General features: G+C 66.3%; 15 protein-coding genes. 7 read left to right on the forward strand and 8 right to left on the reverse strand.

What is annotated here, in order from left to right; genetic code table 11:
• Positions 1-102 precede the first annotated feature (102 nt).
• The gene (locus AC3WL7_RS07300) at positions 103-5079 is read right to left on the reverse strand and encodes an NAD-glutamate dehydrogenase (RefSeq protein WP_079222401.1); all 4977 of its coding nucleotides are present in this window, start codon (positions 5077-5079) and stop codon (positions 103-105) included.
• Between the two features lie 275 nt (positions 5080-5354).
• Here AC3WL7_RS07300 and AC3WL7_RS07305 point away from each other — a divergent pair, with 275 nt between their 5' ends.
• From AC3WL7_RS07305 to AC3WL7_RS07315, 3 genes are read left to right on the forward strand one after another with little or no spacing between them, the layout of a single operon-like run.
• The gene (locus AC3WL7_RS07305) at positions 5355-6011 is read left to right on the forward strand and encodes a TetR/AcrR family transcriptional regulator (protein ID WP_079222402.1); all 657 of its coding nucleotides are present in this window, start codon (positions 5355-5357) and stop codon (positions 6009-6011) included.
• Positions 6011-7273 carry an efflux RND transporter periplasmic adaptor subunit gene (locus AC3WL7_RS07310; protein WP_295515540.1) on the forward strand — a complete coding sequence of 421 codons (1263 nt, stop codon included), beginning with the start codon at positions 6011-6013 and terminating at the stop codon, positions 7271-7273. The genes AC3WL7_RS07305 and AC3WL7_RS07310 overlap by 1 nt, the downstream gene beginning before the upstream one ends.
• Positions 7274-7288: 15 nt before the next feature.
• Complete coding sequence (locus AC3WL7_RS07315) at positions 7289-10459, forward strand: multidrug efflux RND transporter permease subunit (protein ID WP_492749841.1); 3171 nt, start codon at positions 7289-7291, stop codon at positions 10457-10459.
• Positions 10460-10612: 153 nt separating this feature from the next.
• Here AC3WL7_RS07315 and AC3WL7_RS07320 read toward each other — a convergent pair whose 3' ends face one another.
• Positions 10613-10900, reverse strand: a complete 288-nt coding sequence (locus AC3WL7_RS07320; protein ID WP_492749843.1) for a hypothetical protein — start codon at positions 10898-10900, stop codon at positions 10613-10615.
• Positions 10901-11106: 206 nt separating this feature from the next.
• Positions 11107-12282: an acyl-CoA dehydrogenase family protein gene (locus AC3WL7_RS07325; protein WP_492749915.1), complete on the reverse strand. Its 1176-nt coding sequence runs from the start codon at positions 12280-12282 to the stop codon at positions 11107-11109.
• Positions 12283-12418: 136 nt separating this feature from the next.
• On the opposite strand from AC3WL7_RS07325, the gene AC3WL7_RS07330 reads away from it, so the two are divergent.
• The 4 genes from AC3WL7_RS07330 to AC3WL7_RS07345 are packed head-to-tail and all read left to right on the forward strand — an operon-like array spanning position 12419 to position 18366.
• Positions 12419-13348 (forward strand): ArsR/SmtB family transcription factor, encoded by a 930-nt coding sequence (locus AC3WL7_RS07330; RefSeq protein WP_079222406.1) that lies wholly within the window; start codon positions 12419-12421, stop codon positions 13346-13348.
• A gap of 7 nt (positions 13349-13355) precedes the next feature.
• Positions 13356-14450: a homocysteine S-methyltransferase family protein gene (locus AC3WL7_RS07335; protein ID WP_492749845.1), complete on the forward strand. Its 1095-nt coding sequence runs from the start codon at positions 13356-13358 to the stop codon at positions 14448-14450.
• Entirely contained in the window at positions 14447-17131 is a 2685-nt protein-coding gene (gene metH / locus AC3WL7_RS07340; protein WP_492749847.1) for a methionine synthase, read from the forward strand. The genes AC3WL7_RS07335 and metH overlap by 4 nt, the downstream gene beginning before the upstream one ends.
• A gap of 47 nt (positions 17132-17178) precedes the next feature.
• Positions 17179-18366, forward strand: coding sequence for an MFS transporter (locus tag AC3WL7_RS07345; protein ID WP_108746980.1), 1188 nt, complete (start codon positions 17179-17181; stop codon positions 18364-18366).
• A 48-nt stretch (positions 18367-18414) separates the two neighbouring features.
• On the opposite strand, the gene AC3WL7_RS07350 is transcribed toward AC3WL7_RS07345, so the two are convergent.
• The 5 genes from AC3WL7_RS07350 to AC3WL7_RS07370 form a co-directional block, all read right to left on the reverse strand.
• Positions 18415-19101, reverse strand: a complete 687-nt coding sequence (locus AC3WL7_RS07350) for a DUF2058 domain-containing protein (protein ID WP_312736589.1) — start codon at positions 19099-19101, stop codon at positions 18415-18417.
• 10 nt (positions 19102-19111) lie between these two features.
• Positions 19112-19351: a SlyX family protein gene (locus tag AC3WL7_RS07355; RefSeq protein WP_079222411.1), complete on the reverse strand. Its 240-nt coding sequence runs from the start codon at positions 19349-19351 to the stop codon at positions 19112-19114.
• Positions 19344-20693 carry a UDP-glucose dehydrogenase family protein gene (locus tag AC3WL7_RS07360; RefSeq protein ID WP_079222412.1) on the reverse strand — a complete coding sequence of 450 codons (1350 nt, stop codon included), beginning with the start codon at positions 20691-20693 and terminating at the stop codon, positions 19344-19346. The genes AC3WL7_RS07355 and AC3WL7_RS07360 overlap by 8 nt, the downstream gene beginning before the upstream one ends.
• Before the next feature lie 22 nt (positions 20694-20715).
• Positions 20716-21693, reverse strand: coding sequence for an FKBP-type peptidyl-prolyl cis-trans isomerase (locus AC3WL7_RS07365; protein WP_108746982.1), 978 nt, complete (start codon positions 21691-21693; stop codon positions 20716-20718).
• Between the two features lie 96 nt (positions 21694-21789).
• Positions 21790-22377, reverse strand: coding sequence for a glutathione peroxidase (locus AC3WL7_RS07370; protein ID WP_108746983.1), 588 nt, complete (start codon positions 22375-22377; stop codon positions 21790-21792).
• Positions 22378-22725: the final 348 nt, after the last annotated feature.

Here is a 22725-nt window from a genome sequence, read left to right on the forward strand (position 1 = left end):
CTGAGTCAGGGGGGCGCGCCAACGGCGCGGGGGTCTGGGAGCATGGTTGGCATGGGGCCCACGGTTTGCAGAGCAAACCGTGGGGCGTCAGCGCGAATGCGCTTACGCACCATGCGCGGCCAGCTGGCCCAGGCGCTGCACCGCGACCGACACGGTCGGGTAGTCCAGGGTCTTCTGCTCGGCCAGTTCGGCCAGCATCGACAGGGTGAAGCGCAGGCTGCTGTCGTCGCGGCCGATCCAGCTGGCGACCTTGGCTTCAGCACTGCTGCCCTTGGTACCCAGCACCTGGCCGGCCAGGTTGCGGTGGTGCGCGGCCAGTTCGTCACGCAGCACGCCACGGGCCACGGCATGCCAGCGGCCGTTGACCTCCAGCGCGTCGATCTGCTCGAACAGCCACGGCAGCTGCAGGGCATCGCCCAGGCGGAAGTGGATCTTGGACACGTCCACCGGCTTCAGCTTGCGGGTGCGGGCCAGTTCGATGATGTCGAACGCCGGCTCCAGGAAGTGCAGTTCGGCCAGCTGCTGGGCCAGCGCGGACGGCAGGCCCTTTTCCTTCCACTCGGCCACCAGGGCTTCGTAGGTCGGACGCTGCGAATCCGGCAGCACACCCGAAGCAACGCGGATGTCGTTGAACGGACCCTGGTAGCGGTTGACCGCCTCGGTGATGCCCGGCATCGGGCCCGGGCGCGACAGCAGCCAGCGCACGAACGAACGCTGCAGCTTCCAGATCACTTCCAGTGCGTCGATCTGCACCGACTCCGGCAGGGTGCCGTCGAGGGCGTCGATCTGTGCCCACAGCGCGCGGGCATCCAGCGTTTCGCGGCTGATGGTGTACGCCTTGGCAACCTCGGCGATGGTGCGGCCGGTGTCTTCCTGCATGCGCATCAGGAAGGTGGCGCCCATGCGGTTGATGGTCTGGTTGGTCACGGCCGTGGCGATGATTTCACGCTTCAGGCGGTGACGCTCCATCGCGTCGGCGTACTTCTTCTGCAGCGGGGTCGGGAAGTAGCGCTGCAGTTCCTTGGACAGGTACGGATCTTCCGGGATGTCCGAATCCAGCAGCTGGGCAAACGCCACCAGCTTGGAATAGGACAGCAGCACCGACAGTTCCGGACGGGTCAGGCCCTGGCCGCGTGCCTTGCGCTGCGACAGCTCGGCATCGGACGGCAGGAACTCGATCTGGCGATCAAGCAGGCCCTGCTGTTCCAGGGTGCGGATGAAGTGCTGCTTGGAACCCAGGCGCTTGACCGCCATCCGCTCCATCAGGCTCAGGGCCTGGTTCTGGCGGTAGTTGTCGTTGAGCACCAGATCGGCGACCTCGTCGGTCATCGACGCCAGCAGCTTGTTGCGCTGCTCGACGGTCAGCTTCTTGGCGCGCACCACATCGTTGAGCAGGATCTTGATGTTGACTTCATGGTCGGAGGTGTCCACACCGGCCGAGTTGTCGATGAAGTCGGTGTTGAGCAGCACGCCGGCCTGGGCGGCTTCGATGCGGCCCAGCTGGGTCATGCCCAGGTTGCCACCCTCGCCCACCACCTTGCAGCGCAGCTCGCCACCGTTCACGCGCAGGGCGTTGTTGGCGCGGTCGCCGACATCGCTGTGCTGCTCGCTGGCGGCCTTGACGTAGGTACCGATGCCGCCGTTCCACAGCAGGTCGACCGGTGCCTTCAGGATCGCGCTCATCAGGTCGTTCGGCGACAGTGCCTTGACGTTCTCGTCCAGGCCCAGCGCTTCACGCACCTGCGGGGTGATCTCGATCGACTTCAGGGTACGCGGGAAGATGCCGCCACCCTTGCTGATCAGCTTGGCATCGTAGTCCGCCCAGCTCGAACGCGGCACGGTGAACATGCGCTCACGCTCGACGAACGACGTGGCCGCATCCGGGTTCGGGTCCAGGAAGATGTGGCGGTGGTCGAACGCAGCAACCAGGCGGATGTGGCGCGACAGCAGCATGCCGTTGCCGAACACGTCGCCGGACATGTCGCCCACGCCGACCGAGGTGAAGTCCTGGCTCTGGCTGTCACGGCCCAGTGCACGGAAGTGGCGCTTGACCGATTCCCACGCACCGCGGGCGGTGATGCCCATGCCCTTGTGGTCGTAACCGACCGAGCCACCGGAAGCGAACGCATCGCCCATCCAGAAGCCGTGCGCGATGGCCAGGCCGTTGGCGATGTCGGAGAAGGTCGCGGTGCCCTTGTCGGCCGCCACCACCAGGTACGGGTCGTCCATGTCGTGGCGCACGACATCCACCGGCGGCACGATCTTGTTGTTGACGATGTTGTCGGTGATGTCCAGCAGGCCTTGGATGAACAGCTTGTAGCAGGCCACGCCGTTGGCAAACACCGCATCACGATCGCCGTTCACCGGCGGGGTCTTGGCGAAGAAGCCGCCCTTCGCGCCGACCGGCACGATGACGGTGTTCTTGACCATCTGCGCCTTGACCAGGCCCAGCACCTCGGTGCGGAAGTCTTCGCGACGGTCCGACCAGCGCAGGCCACCACGGGCGACTGCACCAAAGCGCAGGTGGGTACCTTCCACGCGCGGGCCGTAGACGAAGATTTCGCGGTACGGACGCGGCTTCGGCAGGTCCGGCACCAGGGCCGAATCGAACTTGAAGCTGATGACATGGCCATGCTGGCCGTTGGCATCGGTCTGGTAGTAGCTGGTGCGCAGGGTCGCGTCGATCACGCCCATGAACGAGCGCAGGATGCGGTCCTCGTCCAGGCTGGACACGCGGTCCATCAGCTTCAGCAGCGCTTCGCGCGCGGCCTGCATCTGCGCATCGCGGTCGCCCTTGCGCGCATCGACGACGGTCTTGAGCACCTTCAGGGTGGCATCGTCGGCGGCAGCCAGCACATCGAAGTGGGCCTTCAGCTGGGCCTGGCCGGCAGCGATGTCGTCCTTGCTCTCATGGCCGGTGGCCGGATCGAAGCGGGCTTCGAACAGTTCCACCAGCAGGCGGGCCAGCAGCGGGTAGCGCGAGAAGGTGCCTTCCACGTACGCCTGCGAGAACGGCACGCCGGTCTGCAGCAGGTACTTGCAGTAGCCACGCAGCATGGCGACCTGGCGCCAATGCAGGCCAGCAGCCAGCACCAGGCGGTTGAAGCCATCGTTCTCGGCATCGCCGTGCCACACGCGGGCGAAGGTCTCGCCGAAGGCTTCATCGACGCGGGCGGCATCGATGGCGCCGGCGGTCGATTCGACCTCGAAGTCCTGCACGTACACCGGGGCGTTGTCGACCGACAGGCGGTACGGACGCTCGGCGATCACGCGCAGGCCCATGTTTTCCATCATCGGCAGCGCGTCCGACAGCGGGATGTCATCCAGCTGGCGGTACAGCTTCAGGCGCAGGCCATCGCCGCTTTCGCGCGGCACGGCCTGCAGGCTCAGGCGCAGGTCGTCCGGACCGGTCAGGGCATCAAGCTGGCTGACATCGTTGGCGGCAACGGCGGTGCTGTTGTCTTCGATGTAGCCGGCCGGCAGCGCCTTGCCGATGCGGGCAGCGATGCGCAGGCCTTCGGTCTCGCCATGGCGGGTCACCAGCGCTTCGCGCAGGTCGTCCTGCCAGTTGCGCAGCACCTGGGCCAGCTTCTGCTCCAGTTCGGCGGTATCCACGTCGAGCATTTCGCCCGGCTTCGGGCGCACGATCAGGTGCACCTGGGCCAGCGGCGATTCGCCCAGCACCACCGAGCTGTCCACGTACTCACCGTGCAGCGCTTCCTTCAGCATCGCCTCGATGCGCAGGCGCACGTCGGTGTTGAAGCGCTCGCGCGGCAGGTAGACCAGCGCGGAAATGAAGCGGCTGTACTTGTCGCGGCGCAGGAACAGGCGGCTGCGCACGCGCTCCTGCAGGCCCAGCACGCCCATGGCGGTGCGGAACAGTTCGTCCTCGCTGGACTGGAACAGTTCTTCGCGCGGCAGGGTTTCCAGGATGTGGCGCAGGGCCTTGCCGCTGTGGCTGGCCGGGGCCAGGCCGGACTGCTTCATCACGTATTCGTGGCGCTGGCGCACCAGCGGGATTTCCCACGGGCGACGGTTGTAGGCGCTGGAGGTGAACAGGCCCAGGAAGCGCTGTTCGCCGATGATCCTGCCCTTGGCGTCGAATTCCAGCACGCCGATGTAGTCCATGTAGCCGGCGCGGTGCACGCGCGAACGGGCATTGGTCTTGGTCAGGATCAGCGCGTCCTTCAGCCCGGACGTGGTGTTCAGGCCCTGCGCGGCCAGGGTCTTGACCGGACGTGCGGCGGACTTGTCCTTGCCGCGCATCAGGCCCAGGCCGGTGTCGTTCAGCGGCGCCAGCACGTCTTCCTTGCCCTGCTTCTCCACGCGGTATTCGCGGTAGCCGAAGAAGGTGAAGTGGTTGTCGGCGGCCCAGCGCAGGAACTGCTGCGCTTCGGCACGCGAGGCATCGTCGACCGGCAGCTGGCGGCTGCCCAGGTCGTCGGCCAGCGCCAGCGCCTTGTCCTTCATCGGCTGCCAGTCGCGCACGATGGCGCGCACTTCATCCAGCGCCTTGTTGATGGCCTGCTCGATGGCGGCCATGGCTTCGGCCGGCTGGCGGTCGATCTCCAGCAGCATCACCGATTCGGCATCGCCCTCGCCGACCTTGGCCAGCTTGCCGGCCTTGTCGCGGGTGAAGCGCAGCACCGGGTGGCCCAGCACATGCACGCCCACGCCCTGTTCGGCCAGCGACATGGTGACGGTGTCGACCAGGAACGGCATGTCATCGTTGATGATCTGCAGCACGGTGTGCGGCGATTCCCAACCGTTGGCCTTGGCCGTGGGGTTGAACACGCGCACGTTGGCCTTGCCGGCCTTGCGTGCACGCGCGAACTCCAGGGTGTCTGCCGCCAGCGCCGCCCACTCTTCAGCGGTGTGGTGCGGGAACTCGTCCGACTCCATGCGCTTGTAGAAATCGGCTGCGAATGCCACTGCCTCGGCCTGCGCGGCCGCGGGGTAACGCTTGCGCAAGGCCGTGTACACCGGCTCCAGGGAGAAACCAGCGGTCACTGCGACCTCCGACTCAGCTGGCTTGGTTTTGTTTTTCACGGTCTTGGCTGCGGTTTTTTGCGGTTTCATGGCAGAGCGATGCGCTTGCTCAGTTGGGAAAATGAAATTGTAGCCCCGTTGCAGGAAAAGGCCTTGCTGCAGGACGGAATAATGAAATGCCGGGTTTGCTGCGGTTTAGACGCCTATTCAGTTCGCACCGCTATGGCGTCGGCACCCGGCGACGCGATACCGACAGGATCGGCAAACCGTGTTACCGGAATAAGCGCGCGCAGCGCCCGCTGTCAGGACGGACAGGACTATCGGCACGATTCCACAATCCTGAACTGGACGGTATAGTCCACCGCGTGAACCCGGCCTACCTCCCCGCTGCCCTGGATGCGCGCGATCAGCGCGTGTTCGATGCCGTGCGCGAACTGCTGGCCCACCAGGGCATGCAGATCAGCATGGATGCAGTCGCCCAGCATGCCGGCTGCTCCAAGCAGACGCTCTATTCGCGCTACGGCAGCAAGCAGGACCTGCTGCGGCGGGTCATGCAGCGCCACGTCGGCCACGCGACCGGGGCCATGGTCCGTGCACTCCGCACTGACGACCTGCGTGCCAGCCTTCTGCAGTTCGCCACCGACTTCCTGGAGCATTTCAACCAGCCGCACGTGGGACAGGCCTGCCGGGTGATTGCCGCCGATGCGGCGCAGTTTCCCGAAGAGGCGCGTACGCTGTACCGGCATGGTGCCGGCGCATTGACGCTTCATCTTGCTGAATGGATTGAAACCGTTTGCATGCGTGGCCAGCTCCGGCATGACGACCCGCACTTCATGGCCGAACTGCTGCTGAGCATGATCGCCGGTCAGGATTTCGACAAACAGCGTTTCCATACCCCCCATCGCGATGACGCGCAGCTGCGTCGGCGCTGGGCAGAATTCTCCGTCGACAGCTTCCTGCGCGCCTTTGCGCCAACGCCGTCGGTGGCCCCCACTACAAACCAACCCCGGAGTTCCTCCTGATGACCGCCCCACTCCGCACCCTTGCCTTGACGTGCGCCGTTGCTGTCGCGCTGGCCGCCTGCAAGAAGCCGGAACAGCAGACGCCCCCGCCGCCGGAGGTGGGCGTGATCGACGCCAAGCCGCAGACCCTGCCGCTGCAGCGTGAACTGGTCGGCCGCCTGTCCCCGTTCCGCAGCGCCGACGTGCGCGCGCGCGTGCCGGGCGTGCTGCTCAAGCGCGTCTACCAGGAAGGCAGCGAGGTCAAGCAGGGCCAGACCCTGTTCCTGATCGATCCGGCCCCGCTGCGCGCCAGCCTCAACGCGTCGGAAGCACAGCTGGCCTCGGCCCGCGCGACCTACGCCAACGCCAAGGTCGCCGCCGACCGCGCCCGTTCGCTGGCGCCGCAGCAGTACGTGTCCAAGTCCGACCTGGACAGCGCCGAAGCCGCCGAGCGCACCGCGCTGGCCGCGGTGAAGCAGGCTGAAGCCTCGGTCACCTCCTCGCGCATCAGCCTGGGCTATGCCGAAGTGACCTCGCCGATCAGCGGCGTGGCCAACAAGCAGCAGGTCACCGAAGGTGCCCTGGTCGGCCAGGGCGACGTGACCCTGCTGACCACCGTGGACCAGCTCGACCCGCTGTACGTGAACTTCTCGCTGAGCGTGGACGAACTGAGCCAGCTGCGTGCGCAGCAGGCCCGTGGCGCCCTGGCGCTGTCCGGCGATGGCAAGGCCACCGTCAACGTCAAGCTGTCCGATGGCACCGCCTACGGCGAAGCCGGCACGCTGGACTTCTCGTCCACCACGGTCGACCCGGCCACCGGTGCGGTTTCGCTGCGCGCGGTGCTGCCCAACCCGCAGAAGATCCTGCTGCCGGGTGCCTTCGTCAGCTTCCAGGCCAACCTGGGCGAGCGCAACAACGCCTTCCTGATCCCGCAGCAGGCCCTGCAGCGTGACAGCGCCGGCGGCTTCGTGATGGTGGTCGGCGCCGACGGCAAGGTCGTGCGCAAGAACGTGAAGACCGAAGGCGCACAGGGCGGCAACTGGATGGTCAGCGACGGCCTGGCCGCCGGTGACAAGGTCGTGGTGGCGGGCGTGCAGAAGGTCAAGGAAGGGGCGCCGGCCACGGCCAAGCCCTGGACCCCGGGCCAGGATGCCAACGGCCAGCCCGCCGCTGCCGGTGCAGCCCCGGCAGCCGCGGCTGCAGGCGGCGCCGAGAAGGCGCCGGCCAAGCCGGAGGCTGCCGACAAGGCCGAGCCTGCCGCCACCGAATCGAACAAGCAGTAACGGGAACCTTCCGTCATGCCTAAATTTTTCATCGAACATCCAGTCTTCGCCTGGGTGGTGGCGATCCTGATCTCGCTCAGCGGCGTGATCGCGATCCTCAACCTCGGCGTCGAGTCCTATCCCAACATCGCCCCGCCGCAGGTGACCGTCCAGGCCACCTACCCGGGCGCGAGCGCGGACACCACTGAAAAATCGGTCACCCAGGTGATCGAGCAGCAGCTGACCGGTATCGATCACCTGCTGTACTTCAGCTCGTCCTCGTCCTCCAACGGCCGTGCGCAGATCACCCTGACCTTCGAGACCGGTACCGACCCGGACATCGCCCAGGTGCAGGTGCAGAACAAGGTGTCGCTGGCCACGCCACGACTGCCTTCGGAAGTAACCCAGCAGGGCGTGGTGGTGGCCAAGGCCAACGCCGGCTTCCTGATGGTGGTCGGCCTGCGTTCGGACACCGGCACGATCAGCCGTGACGCCCTGAACGACATCGTCGGTTCGCGCGTGCTCGACCAGGTCTCGCGTATCCCCGGCGTCGGCAGCACCCAGCAGTTCGGTTCCGAGTACGCCATGAACATCTGGCTGAACCCGGAAAAGATGCAGGGCTACGGCCTGTCGGCCAGCGAAGTGCTGGCGGCGGTGCGCGCGCAGAACGTGCAGTTCGCGGCCGGTTCGCTGGGTTCGGATCCCTCGCCGGATGGCCACTTCACTGCCACGGTTTCGGCCGAAGGCCGCTTCAGCTCGCCTGAAGAGTTCGAGAACATCATCCTGCGGGCCAACGCCAACGGCTCGCGCGTGCTGCTCAAGGACATCGCCCGCGTCGCCTTCGGTGCCAACAACTACGGCTTCGATACCCAGTACAACGGCCAGGCCGCCGGTGCCTTCGCCATCCAGCTGCTGCCGGGCGCCAACGCCCTGAACGTGGCCGATGCCGTGCGCGCCAAGATGGACGAGCTGCAGCCGAGCTTCCCGGCCGGCGTCAGCTGGTTCTCGCCGTACGACAGCACCACCTTCGTCAAGATCTCCATCGAGGAAGTGGTCAAGACGCTGTTCGAAGCGGTGTTGCTGGTGTTCCTGGTGATGCTGATCTTCCTGCAGAACTTCCGCGCGACGATCATTCCCACCCTGGTCATCCCGGTGGCCCTGCTGGGTACGTTCCTGGGCATGTGGCTGATCGGCTTCACCATCAACCAGCTGACCCTGTTCGCGATGGTGCTGGCGATCGGCATCGTGGTCGATGACGCGATCGTGGTCATCGAGAACGTCGAACGCATCATGACCGAGGAAGGCCTGGCGCCGAAGCCGGCCACGCAGAAGGCGATGACCCAGATCACCGGCGCGGTGGTGGCCATCACCGTCGTGCTGGCCGCGGTGTTCATCCCCTCGGCCCTGCAGGGCGGTGCGGCCGGTGAGATCTACAAGCAGTTCGCGCTCACCATCGCCATCTCGATGGCGTTCTCCGCGTTCCTGGCGCTGGGCTTCACCCCGGCCCTGTGCGCGACCTTCCTCAAGCCGACCCACAACGACAACCCGAACATCGTCTACCGTACCTTCAACAAGTACTACGACAAGATCAGCGGGACCTACGTCGGCCACATCACCTCGGCGGTGAAGCACGCGCCGCGCTGGATGATCCTGGCCGTGGTGCTCACCGCACTGTGCGGCTTCCTGTTCACCCGCATGCCGGGCAGCTTCCTGCCGGAAGAAGACCAGGGCTACGCACTGGCCATCGTGCAGCTGCCGCCGGGCTCGACCAAGGGCCAGACCAACGAAGTCTTCTCGCAGATGCGCGGCATCCTGAAGGACCAGGAAGGCTACGAAGGCCTGATGCAGATTGCCGGCTTCAGCTTCGTCGGTTCGGGCGAGAACGTGGGCATGGGCTTCATCCGCCTCAAGCCGTGGGCCGACCGCAAGGTCACCGTGCCCGAGTTCATCCAGAACATGAACGGCGCGTTCTACGGCATCAAGGAAGCGCAGATCTTCGTGGTCAACCTGCCGACCGTGCAGGGCCTGGGCCAGTTCGGCGGCTTCGACATGTGGCTGCAGGACCGTGGTGGCCAGGGCTACGAACAGCTGACCCAGGCGCGCAACATCCTGCTGGGCAAGGCGGCGCAGGAAAGCGACAAGCTGACCGGCGTGCGCCCGAACGGCCTGGAAAACGCCCCGCAGCTGGCGCTGCATGTTGACCGCGTGCAGGCGCAGTCGATGGGCATGTCGGTGTCGGACGTGTACAGCACCATCCAGCTGATGCTGGCCCCGGTGTACGTCAACGACTTCTTCTACCAGGGCCGCATCAAGCGCGTGACCATGCAGGCCGACGCGCCGTACCGCACCGGCCAGGAATCGCTGAAGAGCTTCTACAGCCCCTCCAGCCTGACCACCAATGCCGACGGCACCAATGCCATGATCCCGCTGAACACGGTGGTCAAGTCGGAATGGGTTTCGGCCCCACCATCGCTGAGCCGCTACAACGGTTACTCGGCCATCAACATCGTCGGCTCGCAGGCCCCGGGCCAGAGCTCGGGTGAAGCGATGACCGCGATGGAAGACATCGTCAACAACGACCTGCCGGCCGGTTACGGCTATGACTGGTCGGGCATGTCCTACCAGGAAATCCTGGCGGGCAACGCGGCGACGCTGCTGCTGGTGCTGTCCGTCGTGGTGGTGTTCCTCTGCCTGGCCGCCCTGTATGAAAGCTGGTCGATCCCGGTGGCGGTGCTGCTGGTCGTGCCGCTGGGCGTGCTGGGTGCCATCGGCCTGTCGATGATCCGCGGCCTGCCCAACGACATCTTCTTCAAGATCGGCATGATCACGGTGATCGGCCTGGCCGCGAAGAACGCGATCCTGATCGTGGAGTTCGCGGTGGAACAGCGTGCCGCGGGCAAGACCCTGCGCGATGCCACCATCGAAGCGGCCCGCCTGCGTTTCCGCCCGATCCTGATGACCTCGTTCGCGTTCATCATGGGCGTGATCCCGATGGCGATCTCCACCGGTGCCGGCGCCAACTCCCGCCACGCCATCGGTACCGGCGTGATCGGCGGCATGCTGTTCGCCACCCTGCTGGGCCTGCTGATGATCCCGGTGTTCTTCGTGGTCGTGCGCCGCATGCTGGGCGACAAGCTGGATGAACCCTCCAAGGAGTTCATGGAGCGCCAGCGCGACGCGGAAGGCGCACACCGTCCGGATCGTTGATCCGGCGGCAGGTTGAAATGAAAAGGCCCCGGAGCGATCCGGGGCCTTTTTTGTTGCCGCGTCGCGGGGCCACGGTAGATGCCAACCTTGGTTGGCGCCCTCGGATTCGTGCCAACCAAGGTTGGCACCTACCAGAGCAGCATGCGCCGCCCCTCAGCGCAGCAGCGCGACCACGGCACACACCGCCACGATCATCAGCGCGGCCCACTGCATGGGCACGAAGAAGACATGATGCGGCGCCGCCTCGCCCTTCTGCCGCGGCGCACGGTTCAACCACAGGCCCAGCAGCACGTTCACGGCCGCGCCAAGGCCCCCACCCAGCAGCACCTGCTGCAGCGGAATGTTGCCCTTCGGGCCGCCGTGCGGGAAGAAGTACGCCAGCAGCAGGATGCCAGCAATCGGCGTCACCAGCGTCATGAATCCCCAACCGCGATAGATCATCGTGCAGACCTTGAAAAAAACGGCCTGCATTGTAGCGCGGCTCGGGCACGCAGCCGCTTTCTGTAGAGCCGAGCCCATGCTCGGCTGCGTGTACCGGAGCCGAGCATGGGCTCGGCTCTACAGATATCCAATGCCACGGCCCATCCACGCATGGCGTGGATCTACACACGGCCGCGCCGCCATTGCAGCGGCGCGGCCGCTCGAACTCAGCGCAGGCCCGTCTCGTTGCGGGCGATCACCAGGCGCTGGATTTCCGAAGTGCCTTCGTAGATCTCGGTGATCTTGGCATCACGGAAGTAGCGCTCCAGCGGCATTTCCTTGGAATAGCCCATGCCACCGTGGATCTGCACGGCCTGGTGGGTGATCCACATGGCCGCTTCGGACGCGGTGAGCTTGGCGATGGCCGCTTCGTTGCTGAAGCGCTTGCCCTCGCCCTTCACCCATGCAGCGCGCAGGGTCAGCAGCAGCGCCGCGTCCAGCTTGCACTTCATGTCGGCGATCTTGGCCTGGGTCATCTGGAAGGTCCCGATGGCGGCACCGAAGGCCTTGCGGTCCTTCACGTATTCCAGGGTTGCCTCATAGGCAGCACGGGCGATGCCGATGGCCTGCGAGGCGATGCCGATGCGGCCGGCGTCGAGCACGCCCATGGCGATCTTGAAGCCCTCGCCTTCCTGGCCCAGCACGTCCTCGGCCTGGGCCACGTAATCGTTGAACTCGATCTCGCAGGTGGCCGAGGCACGGATGCCCAGCTTCGGCTCGGTCTTGCCGCGGCCGAAACCGGCCTTGTCGGTGTCGACCAGGAAGGCGGTGATGCCACGCGCACCCTTGTCCGGCTCGCTCATCGCGAACAGCACGATGTACTTGGCCACCGGGCCGGAGGTGATCCAGCTCTTCTTGCCATTGATGACGTAGGTGCCGTCGGCCTGCTTGACCGCGCGGCAGCGCATGGCCGTGGCATCCGAACCGGACTGCGGCTCGGTCAGGGCGAAGGCACCGATGGCCTCGCCTTCGGCGATCGCGCGCACGTACTTCTGCTTCTGCGCCTCGCTGCCATGGGTCAGGATGCCGTTGCAGAACAGCGAATTGTTGACCGACATGATCGTCGAATGCGCAGCATCACCGGCGGCGACCTCCACCATCGCCAGCACGTACGCAATCGGGTCCATGCCTGCGCCGCCGTATTCGGTCGGCACTTCGATGCCCATCAGGCCGTTCTCGCCCAGCAGGCGGATGTTCTCCAGGGGGAATTCGCCGGTGCGGTCATGGTGCTCCGCGCTCGTGGCGATCTTTTCCTGCGCGATGCGCCGCGCAACGTCCTGCAGCATCAACTGCTCTTCAGTAAAGCTGAAATCCACAACACCCTCCCAGGGACATGATGATATGGGCCACGCACAGCGTGCCCAGGTGCGCCGATTGTACCGGGGCCGGGCAACGGCGGCTGACTTGGGGGCGGTGGCGGCTTGACCGGGACAGGTACCGTCGGCGAATATATCTCTATATCGCGATAGGTAGATATTTATGGATCTGGAAGACTGGTCGACCCGCCTGAAGGTGTTCGCCGACGCCACCCGTGTGCGCCTGCTGGCGCTGCTGGAACAGGAAGAGCTGACCGTGGCCGAGCTGTCGGCGATCACCCGGCTGGCGCAGCCGCGGGTGTCGACCCACCTGGCGCGCCTGAAGGAAGCGGGCCTGGTCCGCGACCGCCGTGCCGGCGTGTCGGCCTACTACCGCTTCGACGATGCCCAGCTGGACCCGGCGCAGCGCGCATTGTGGCATGCCTTGAGCAACGGAAGCGATGACCCGCTGCTGCGCCAGGATGCTGAACGCGTCGCTGCGGTGATGGCCAGCCGTGCCGCCGACCAGAACTGGGCCGACAGCGTGGCCGGCGACATGGAACGCCACTACTCGCCGGGCCGCACCTGGGAAGCGCTGGCACGCACGGCGCTGCCGCTGCTGGAAACCGGCGACGTGCTGGACATCGCCTCCGGTGACGGCGTGCTGGCCGAGCTGGTCGCGCCGCACGCCAGCCGCTACGTGTGCATCGACACCAGCGCGCGCGTGGTGGCCGCCGCCAGCGAGCGCCTGCGCCGCCTGCCCAACGTGGAGGTGCGCGAGGGCGACATGCACGCCCTGCCCTTCAAGGACCGCACGTTCGATCTGGTGGTGCTGATGCACGCGCTGACCTATGCCAGCAAGCCGGCGCAGGCCGTGGCCGAGTCCGCGCGCGTGCTGCGCCCGGGTGGCCGCCTGCTGCTGTGCAGCCTGGCCCGCCACGAGCACAAGGCCGCGGTGGAAGCCTATGGCCACGTCAACCTCGGCTTCAGCGACAAGGAACTGCGCAAGTTCGTCGACAAGGCCGGGCTGCAGGTCTCCAGCCTGGAAACGGTGACCCGTGAAAAGCGCCCGCCGCATTTTGAAGTCATCTCGCTGATCGCCAACAAGCCCTGAGGTCGCCGTGTCCGCCCTGCCCTGGCTGCATCCCGAACGTGCCCATGCCCTGCTCGCCGCGCTGCGCGAGCGCATCCTGATCATTGATGGGGCGATGGGCACCATGATCCAGCGCCATGGCCTGCAGGAAGCGGATTACCGCGGCGAACGTTTCGCCGGGGGCTACGACCACAGCCATGGCCCCGGCTGCGACCACGGCACGCCGGAAGGCCATGACCTGAAGGGCAACAACGACCTGCTGCTGCTGACCCGGCCGCAGGTCATCGGCGATATCCACACCGCCTACCTCCTGGCCGGTGCGGACCTGGTGGAAACCAACACCTTCAACGCCACCTCGGTCAGCCAGGCCGACTACCACCTGGAACACCTGGTGTATGAGCTGAACAAGGCAGGTGCCGCCGTCGCGCGTGCCTGCTGCGATGCCGTGGAAGCAACCACGCCGGACAAGCCGCGCTTCGTCATCGGCGTGATCGGGCCTACCAGCCGTACCGCTTCGATCAGCCCGGACGTGAACGATCCCGGCTTCCGCAACACCAGTTTCGACGAACTCCGCGATACCTACCGCGAGGCCATCGAAGGCCTGATCGACGGTGGTGCCGACACCCTGATGGTGGAGACCATCTTCGACACGCTCAACGCCAAGGCCGCGCTGTATGCGCTGGAAGAGGCCTTCGATGCACGCGGCGCGCGCCTGCCGGTGATGATCTCCGGCACCATCACCGATGCCTCCGGCCGCACCCTGTCGGGGCAGACCGCCGACGCGTTCCATGCGTCGCTTGCCCACGCGCGCCCGCTGTCGATCGGCCTGAACTGCGCGCTGGGTGCCGACGCCATGCGCCCGCACGTGGAAACCCTGTCCCAGGTGGCCGACTGCCACGTCAGCGCCCACCCCAATGCGGGCCTGCCCAATGCCTTCGGCGAGTACGACGAGACGCCCGAGGAAATGGCCGCCACCCTGCGCGGCTTTGCCGAGGATGGCCTGCTGAACCTGGTGGGTGGCTGCTGCGGCTCCACGCCGGACCATATCCGCGCCATCGCCGAGGCCGTGGCCGGCCTGCCGCCGCGCGCCCTGCCCGGCGCACAGGAGCAGCAGGCCGCATGAGCACTTCGCCCTACACCCGCCTGTCCGGCCTGGAACCGCTGGTCATCACCCCGGACCTGCTGTTCGTCAACGTCGGCGAACGCACCAACGTCACCGGCAGCGCGCAGTTCCGCAAGCTCATCAAGGAAGGCCGCTACGAAGAAGCGGTGGACGTGGCCCGCCAGCAGGTGGCCAGCGGCGCGCAGATCCTCGACGTCAACATGGACGAGGGCCTGATCGATTCGGAAGCGGCGATGACCCGCTACCTCAACCTGATCATGTCCGAGCCGGACATCGCGCGCATTCCGGTGATGGTCGATTCCTCCAAGTGGAGCGTGATCGAGGCCGGCCTGAAATGCCTGCAGGGCAAGAGCGTGGTCAACTCGATCTCGCTGAAGGAAGGCGAGGCGCTGTTCCGCGAACACGCGCGCAAGGTCCTGCGCTATGGCGCCGCCGCGGTGGTGATGGCTTTCGACGAGGCCGGCCAGGCCGACACCTGCGCACGCAAGGTCGAGATCTGTACCCGCGCCTATCGCATCCTCGTCGATGAGATCGGCTTCCCGCCGCAGGACATCATCTTCGATCCCAACATCTTCGCCGTCGCCACCGGTATCGAAGAGCACGACAACTACGCGGTGGACTTCATCGAAGCCACCCGCATCATCAAGCAGACCCTGCCGCACTGCCATGTGTCCGGCGGCGTCTCCAACGTCTCGTTCTCGTTCCGCGGCAATGAGACGGTGCGCCAGGCCATCCACTCGGTGTTCCTCTACCACGCCATCGCCGCCGGCATGGACATGGGCATCGTCAACGCCGGCGCCATGCCGATCTACGACGAGCTGGAGCCGGAACTGCGCAAGCGCGTGGAGGACGTGATCCTCAACCGCCGCAGCGATGCCACCGAACGCCTGCTGGAGATTGCCGAGCGCTACAAGGGCAAGAAGGGCGCCGCGAAGACCGAAGATCTCGCCTGGCGCGAGAAGCCGGTGGCGCAGCGCCTGGCGCATGCGCTGGTGCACGGCCTGGATGCCTTCGTGGAAGAGGACACCGAGCTGGCGCGACAGGCCTCCAGCCGCCCGCTGGACGTGATCGAAGGACCACTGATGGACGGCATGAACGTGGTCGGCGACCTGTTCGGCGCCGGCAAGATGTTCCTGCCGCAGGTGGTGAAGTCCGCGCGCGTGATGAAGAAGGCCGTGGCCTACCTGCTGCCCTACATCGAAGCGGAGAAGGCGCGCAGCGGCGACACCGCCCGCAGCAACGGCAAGATCATCATGGCCACGGTGAAGGGCGATGTGCACGACATCGGCAAGAACATCGTCGGCGTGGTCCTGGCCTGCAACAACTTCGAGGTCGTGGACCTGGGCGTGATGGTGCCGGCGCAGAAGATCCTCGACGCCGCGCGCGAACACAACGCCGACCTGATCGGCCTGTCCGGGCTGATCACGCCCTCGCTGGAAGAAATGAGCCACGTGGCGCGCGAAATGGAGCGCCAGGGCTTCGACCTGCCGCTGCTGATCGGCGGCGCGACCACCTCGCGTGCGCATACCGCGCTGAAGATCGACCCGCATTACAAAGCGCCGACCGTCTGGGTGAAGGATGCCTCGCGCGCCGTAGGCGTGGCCCAGTCGCTGATCTCGCGCGACCTGCGCGAAGCCTTCGTCGCCGCCAACGAAGCCGACTACGCCGAAATCCGCGCCCGCCATCGCAACCGCGGCGATGCCAAACGCCTGGTGTCGCTGGAACACGCGCGCGGTCAGAAATTCCAGGGTGACTGGGTGAACTACACACCGCCGGCACCCAAACTGCCGGGCCTGCACGTGTTCGATGACTACCCGCTGGCCGAACTGGTCGATTACATCGACTGGACGCCGTTCTTCCAGGCGTGGGAACTGGCCGGCAAGTACCCGGCCATCCTCACCGACGAGATCGTCGGCACCCAGGCCAGCGAGCTGTACCGCGACGCACGCGCGATGCTCGACCGCATCGTCGGCGAGAAGTGGCTGCAGGCCAAGGCCGTGTTCGGGCTGTGGCCGGCCAACAGCGTCGGCGATGACGTGCGCGTGCAGCACCCGCAGGGCGAGACCACCCTGCACTTCCTGCGGCAGCAGGTGGACAAGCCGGCCGAGCGCCCGGATTTCTGCCTGGCCGATTTCATCGCGCCTGCCGACAGTGGCCGGCAGGACTGGATCGGCGCCTTCGCGGTGACCGCCGGCATCGGCATCGACGCCCACGTCGCGCGTTTCGAAGCCGAGCATGACGACTACAACGCGATCCTGCTGAAGGCACTGGCCGACCGCTTTGCCGAGGCGCTGGCCGAACGCCTGCACCAGCGCGTGCGCACGGAATTCTGGGGCTACGACCACGCCGAGACGCTGGACAACGAGGCGCTGATCGACGAGAAGTATCGCGGCATCCGCCCGGCGCCCGGCTATCCCGCCTGCCCCGAGCACAGCGAAAAGCGCCGGCTGTTCGACCTGCTGCAGGCCGAGGCCAACGCCGGCATGGAGCTGACCGAAAGCTTCGCCATGCTGCCCACTGCCGCCGTGTCGGGCTACTACTTCAGCCACCCGCAGAGCCAGTATTTCGTGGTGGGCCGCCTCAGCCGCGAACAGGTCAGCGACTACGCCCGCCGCAAGGGCGTCGACCGCGCCCAGGCCGAGCGCTGGCTGGCCTCCAACCTCGACTACGACCCCGAATGAGGCGGTAGCGCTGGGCATGCCCCGGCGCCACGTGCATTATTCCCGCGATGACCGTTCCCGCCGCCCGCCTGTCCAGCTTCTACCTGTTCTATTACGCCGCGCTCGGCGCGTTCACGCCGTACTGGAGCCTGTTCCTGACCGCGCGCGGGATGAGCGTCACCGCCATCAGCGTGATGATGGGCCTGTGGTACGCCACCCGCGTGATCGCGCCCAGCACCTGGACATCACTGGCGGCGGCCTCGCCACGCCCGATCCGCCTGCTGCGGGTGGGCTGCGTACTGACGCTGCTGAGTTTCGCGGTGTTCCTGCTGCCGCTGCCGCAGCCGTGGATGTACCCGGCGATGGTGGTGTTCTGCTTCTTCTACAACGCGGTGATGCCGCAGTTCGAGTCGATCACCCTCACCCACCTGGGCAGCGACAGCCATCGTTACGGGCTGATCCGGGTCTGGGGCTCGCTGGGCTTCATCGCCATCGTCACCCTGTTCGGCTGGCTGATCGAAGGCGACGGCAGCGGCAGCCGCGCCGGGCTGCTGCCGTGGATGATGCTGCCGCTGTTCGCCCTGCTGGTGGCTTCGGCCTTCAGCAACCAGTACGCACGCGGCATCGGCAAGGCCGAGGGCGACGCCAGCGGTTTCTGGCAGATCGTGCGCCGGCCGCCGGTGCTCGCGTTCTTCCTGGCGGCGTTCATGGAACAGCTGTCGTTCGGGCCGTACTACACGTTCTTCTCGGTCTACATGGACCACCACGGCTACCGCACCTCGACCCTCGGCCTGTTGTGGACCATCGGCGTGGTGTTCGAGGTGGGCGTGTTCTTCACCATCGGCCGCTTCTTCCGCCGCTACGACGCCAGCTGGATGCTGCTGATCGCCCTGGTCAGCTCCTGCCTGCGCTGGGCGGTCACCGCATTGTTCCCGGAGAACCTGCCGGTGATGCTGCTGGCGCAGACCGCACATGCGCTGGGCTTCGCCGCCTTCTTCGCCGCGGCCATGCAGATGCTGGCGACCTATTTCCCGGGCCGGCTCAACGGCCACGGCCAGGGCCTGCTGTACGGATTCTCGTCCGGTGTCGGCGGCGTGCTCGGCGCACTCATCGCCGGCCAGCTGTGGCCCATCGACAACGGCCGCACCGCGTTCCTCGCCGGCAGCGGCTTTGCCCTGGTCGGCGCCCTGCTGTGCTTCTTCGCGCTGAGCCTGCCGTTGATCCGCGCGCGGCGCAGCGCCACCGGCACGCACTGACGAAAACGCCGGGCAATGCCCGGCGTCCTCGTCATCCTGCAGGCCTGCTTACCAGACCAGGTCGTCCGGCACCTGGAACTGCGGATCCGCATACGGATCTTCTTCGGCCGGTGCATTCGGATCGACCTTCAACGCCACCGATGCGGCGAACACGGCCTCCGACTGCGCCAGCAGCTCGGCGGTCACCAGCAGGTAACGGCCGTTGAGCTGGACCACGCCCAGCTCACCCGCATTGAGCGCGGTCAGCTGCGCGGCGGTCACGTAGATGCGCTTGATCTTGCCGCCGTAGGGGAAGTGACGGGCGATGTCGGCCGCCTCGTCATTGAGCCCCTTGTCCTTCAGCAGTTCTTCCAGCTTGGCCTTGGCCTCGCGGCGCTGGCGCGCTTCTTCCTGCTTCAGGCGCTCGGTCTCGATGCGCTCTTCTTTTTCCTTCTGCGCGCGGATGGCGTAGGCCTTGGCCAGGTCCATCTCTTCGGCAGTGCGCGGCTTGCGCGGGCCCTGCTGGCCCGGGCCGCGCGACGGGCCGGGCTTGCCGGCACCACCACGGCCATGGCCACGACGCTCGCCGGGCTTTTGTTCGCCCTTGCCAGCGCCCTGCGGCCTTGCATTGCCATTTCCATTGCCACCCTTGCCCTGCGGGCGGCCATCACGGCGGGGGGCATCGTTCTTGCGCTCGGGCTTGGGTGCCGGCTTGAAGCCCAGGCCCATCAGCTGGTCGCGGAGGGTATCGCTCATAGGAATCGGATCAGTAGTGCGGCGGCGGCGGTTCGCTCGCCGGATCGGAAGAATTCAATGCGTTGCGGACCTTGCCCAGGTCTTCCAGCAGCACGCGCAGCACATCGGCATTGCGGCTACCCTGCATGCTTGCAGCGGCCAGCGCATCGCTCAGTTCGGCCAGCGCGTGTTCCTGGAAGGACACGCGCATCTCCAGTTCGACCAGGCGCGCTTCCAGCGCCTGCTCACGTTCACTCGGCAACTCAGACATGCAACGAACGCCCCCGGCCAATGCCGTAATAAGCCAGGCCGGCAGCCTCGACCTCGGATGGGTCGTACAGGTTGCGGCCATCGAACACCACCGCGTCCTTCAGCTGCGAACGCAGCGCCTGGAAATCGGGGCTGCGGAACTGCTTCCACTCGGTCACCACGACCACCGCAGCGGCGCCCTGCAGGGCCTCGTCGGCACTGCCGCAGAACACCAGGTCGTCGCGCTGCCCGAAGATGCGCTGCGCTTCATGGGTGGCTTCCGGGTCGTAGGCACGCACCGTCGCACCGGCGTCCCACAGCTGGGCCAGCAGGCGGCGGCTGGATGCCTCGCGCATGTCGTCGGTATTGGGCTTGAAGGCCAGGCCCCACACCGCAAACGTCTTCCCACGCAGGCTGGCGCCCGCATCCGTGCCGTAATGGCGCTGGATGAGTTCGAACAGGTGGCCCTTCTGCGCATCATTGACCGCTTCGACGGCGTTGAGCAGCTTCGGCTCCAGGCCGTACTGCTGCGCGGTGCTGGCCAGCGCCTGCACATCCTTGGGGAAGCACGAGCCACCGTAACCGGCGCCCGGGTAGATGAAGTGCCAGCCGATGCGCGGGTCCGAACCGATGCCCTGGCGGACCTGCTCGATGTCGGCGCCGACGCGCTCGGCGATGTTGGCGATTTCGTTCATGAACGAAATCTTGGTCGCCAGCATCGCGTTGGCCGCGTACTTGGTCAGCTCGGCCGAACGCACGTCCATTTCCACCACGCGGTCGTGGTTGCGGTTGAACGGTGCATACAGGCGGCGCATCACCGCCACCGATTCGGCGCTGGTGGCGCCGATGATGATGCGGTCCGGGCGCATGCAGTCAGCCACCGCATCGCCTTCCTTCAGGAACTCGGGGTTGGACACCACGTCGAAGGCGATGTCCGCGCCACGCGCGGAAAGCTCGGCGGCGATCGCTGCACGCACCTTGTCGGCGGTGCCCACCGGCACCGTCGACTTGTTGACCACCACGGTCGGCACGCTCATGTGCCGGCCGATGGTGCGGGCCACGGCCAGCACGTACTGCAGGTCGGCGCTGCCATCCTCGTCCGGCGGCGTGCCGACGGCGATGAACACCACCTGCCCATGGCCGATGGCGGCTGCGGCATCGGTGGTGAACGCCAGCCGCGACGCGGCGTGGTTGGCCTTCACCATCGGCTCCAGGCCCGGCTCGTAGATCGGGATGATGCCCTGGTTGAGGCCGTCCACCTTGGCCTGGTCGATATCGACGCAGACCACCTGGTGGCCGGCATCGGCCAGGCAGGTCCCTGTCACCAGACCGACGTAGCCGGTACCGAAAATCGCAACGCGCATGTCCGTGCTGACTCCTGGGGGCTTACGGCAGAACGCCCAGCAGCTCGACGTCGAAGGTCAGCGTGGCGTTCGGGCCGATCGGGCCACCCGGGGTGCCGTTCTCGCCATAGGCCAGGTCGCCCGGAATCCAGAAGCGGTACTTGGAACCGACCGGCATCAGGGCCACGCCCTCGGTCCAGCCCTTGATGACCTGGTCCAGGCCGAACTCGGCCGGGCCACGGCTGGCGGAGCTGTCAAACACGGTGCCGTCCAGCAGCTTGCCTTCGTAGTTCACGCGCACCTTGCTGCTCGGCAGCGGGCGCTCGCCGCTGCCCGGGCGGATCACCTGGTACTGCAGGCCCGAGGCGGTGGTCACCACGCCCGGCTGGGTCTTGTTCTTGGCCAGAAACGCGTTGCCTTCCTGACGGTTGGTCTGCGCAGCCTGGGCGGCCTTGGCCTGCATTTCAGCCTGCTTGGTGCTCATGAACGACTGGATGGTGGCCGTCGCGTCAGCTTCGGTCATCTTCGGCTGGCCCTTGCTCAGAGCGGTGCTGATCGCGTCAAACAGCGAGGCCGTATCGATGTCGTCCTTCAGCTGCGCCAGCGACGGGCCGACCGAGTAGGAACCGATCATCTGAGCGACCTTGACGCGGTCGACCTTGGCCGGCTGCGAGCCCGGTGCCATGCCCGGAACCTGCTGGCCGTTGCGGGCCATCACGACCTGGCGCAGGGCCGCGTCGGTGGCCTTGGCCTGGTCCTGGGTGATCTGCGGCTGCAGGCCTTCGAACGAACGCTCGACGGCGGTGCGCAGTGCGGCCACGTCGATTTCATCGGCGATCGGTGCGAACGACTTGGCCACATCCAGACCGATGGCGTAGCCGAGCTTCTGCTTGGGGGAATTCAAGGTTGCGGTCTCCTTGGCGGCCGCCGGTGCGGCCGGTTGTTGCGACAGGGCAGCACCAGAGGTGCCCATCGCCAGAATCAGAACCGACGCCGCTGCGCCGCGCATTCCCATCTTCATTCGCTGCATTCCTGGAAGTGTCTGGGCGCCGACGTCGGCGCGAAAGCAATCATTGTCGCACGCACGCCGGAGATGTCGAGGCGTGCGTGCCGTCATTCAATGGGTGGCCGGCGCAGCCAGCGCCTTGTCGATGGCCGCTTTCAGCTGCGGATCATCCGGAGTGACCTTGCTGGCGAACTGGGCAATGACCTTGCCATCGCGGCCCACCAGGTACTTGTGGAAGTTCCAGCCCGGGGCAACGCCGGTAGCGGCGGTCAGGCGCTGGTACAGCGGCGTGGCCTCGGCACCGACCACGTGCACCTTCTCGAACATCGGGAACTTGACGCCGTAGGTCAGCGTGCAGAAATCCTGGATCTGCTTCTCATCGCCGGGCTCCTGGCCCTTGAAATCATTCGACGGGAAGCCGAGCACGGCAAAGCCCTTGCTGGCGTACTGCTTGTGCAGCGCTTCCAGGCCTTCGTACTGTGGGGTGTAGCCACACTTGCTGGCGGTGTTGACCACCAGCAGCACCTGGCCGTGGTAGCGCTTTTCCAGGTTGACCTGCTGCTTGCCGGCCAACGGGCGGTAGCTGACATCAAGCAGATCGGCAGCCAGGGCGCTGGCCGACCCGGCCAGGCCAAAGGCCAGCACGGTCAACAGGGACAAGCCGCGAAGGCGGCGCGGGAGAGCAGTCGGCAGAGGCATGAGGGTCGTTCCGCGGTAGCTGTTTCAGGGCTCCGGCCAGCTCCGGCCGGGAATCGGCCGAACTATAGCACCGGGGCCCGGAGCGCCTGCCGTTGCAGGGGCCGCCTCACTTTGCGCGGCGTGGCGGCTGCCGTCCCTGGGGCCCGCCAGCGCACCGCCGATGACATAGCATCGATGTTGCTGAATGGAAGCGGGTCCGGAAAACACGGCTGTGCGAAGCCCGTTCTCCAATCAAATCAATCACTTGACTCAATAGCTTCAGAAGTGTGACCACCCCTGCCATCAGTTGGGTTGCAGCGGGTCTTGCACGACAGCGTGCCGGTGTTATAGTTGCATACAACACCAGTC

It is taken from the genome of Stenotrophomonas sp. FW305-3-2-15-E-LB1, assembly GCF_058787375.1.

Excerpts from the sequence above, each read along its gene's own strand:
- AC3WL7_RS07300 (WP_079222401.1), bottom strand. The coding sequence starts at position 5,079 with ATGAAACCGCAAAAAACCGCAGCCAAGACCGTGAAAAACAAAACCAAG.
- AC3WL7_RS07310 (WP_295515540.1), top strand. The coding sequence starts at position 6,011 with ATGACCGCCCCACTCCGCACCCTTGCCTTGACGTGCGCCGTTGCTGTC.
- AC3WL7_RS07315 (WP_492749841.1), top strand. The coding sequence starts at position 7,289 with ATGCCTAAATTTTTCATCGAACATCCAGTCTTCGCCTGGGTGGTGGCG.
- AC3WL7_RS07320 (WP_492749843.1), bottom strand. The coding sequence starts at position 10,900 with ATGATCTATCGCGGTTGGGGATTCATGACGCTGGTGACGCCGATTGCT.
- AC3WL7_RS07330 (WP_079222406.1), top strand. The coding sequence starts at position 12,419 with ATGGATCTGGAAGACTGGTCGACCCGCCTGAAGGTGTTCGCCGACGCC.
- metH (WP_492749847.1), top strand. The coding sequence starts at position 14,447 with ATGAGCACTTCGCCCTACACCCGCCTGTCCGGCCTGGAACCGCTGGTC.
- AC3WL7_RS07345 (WP_108746980.1), top strand. The coding sequence starts at position 17,179 with ATGACCGTTCCCGCCGCCCGCCTGTCCAGCTTCTACCTGTTCTATTAC.
- AC3WL7_RS07350 (WP_312736589.1), bottom strand. The coding sequence starts at position 19,101 with ATGAGCGATACCCTCCGCGACCAGCTGATGGGCCTGGGCTTCAAGCCG.
- AC3WL7_RS07355 (WP_079222411.1), bottom strand. The coding sequence starts at position 19,351 with ATGTCTGAGTTGCCGAGTGAACGTGAGCAGGCGCTGGAAGCGCGCCTG.
- AC3WL7_RS07360 (WP_079222412.1), bottom strand. The coding sequence starts at position 20,693 with ATGCGCGTTGCGATTTTCGGTACCGGCTACGTCGGTCTGGTGACAGGG.
- AC3WL7_RS07365 (WP_108746982.1), bottom strand. The coding sequence starts at position 21,693 with ATGAAGATGGGAATGCGCGGCGCAGCGGCGTCGGTTCTGATTCTGGCG.
- AC3WL7_RS07370 (WP_108746983.1), bottom strand. The coding sequence starts at position 22,377 with ATGCCTCTGCCGACTGCTCTCCCGCGCCGCCTTCGCGGCTTGTCCCTG.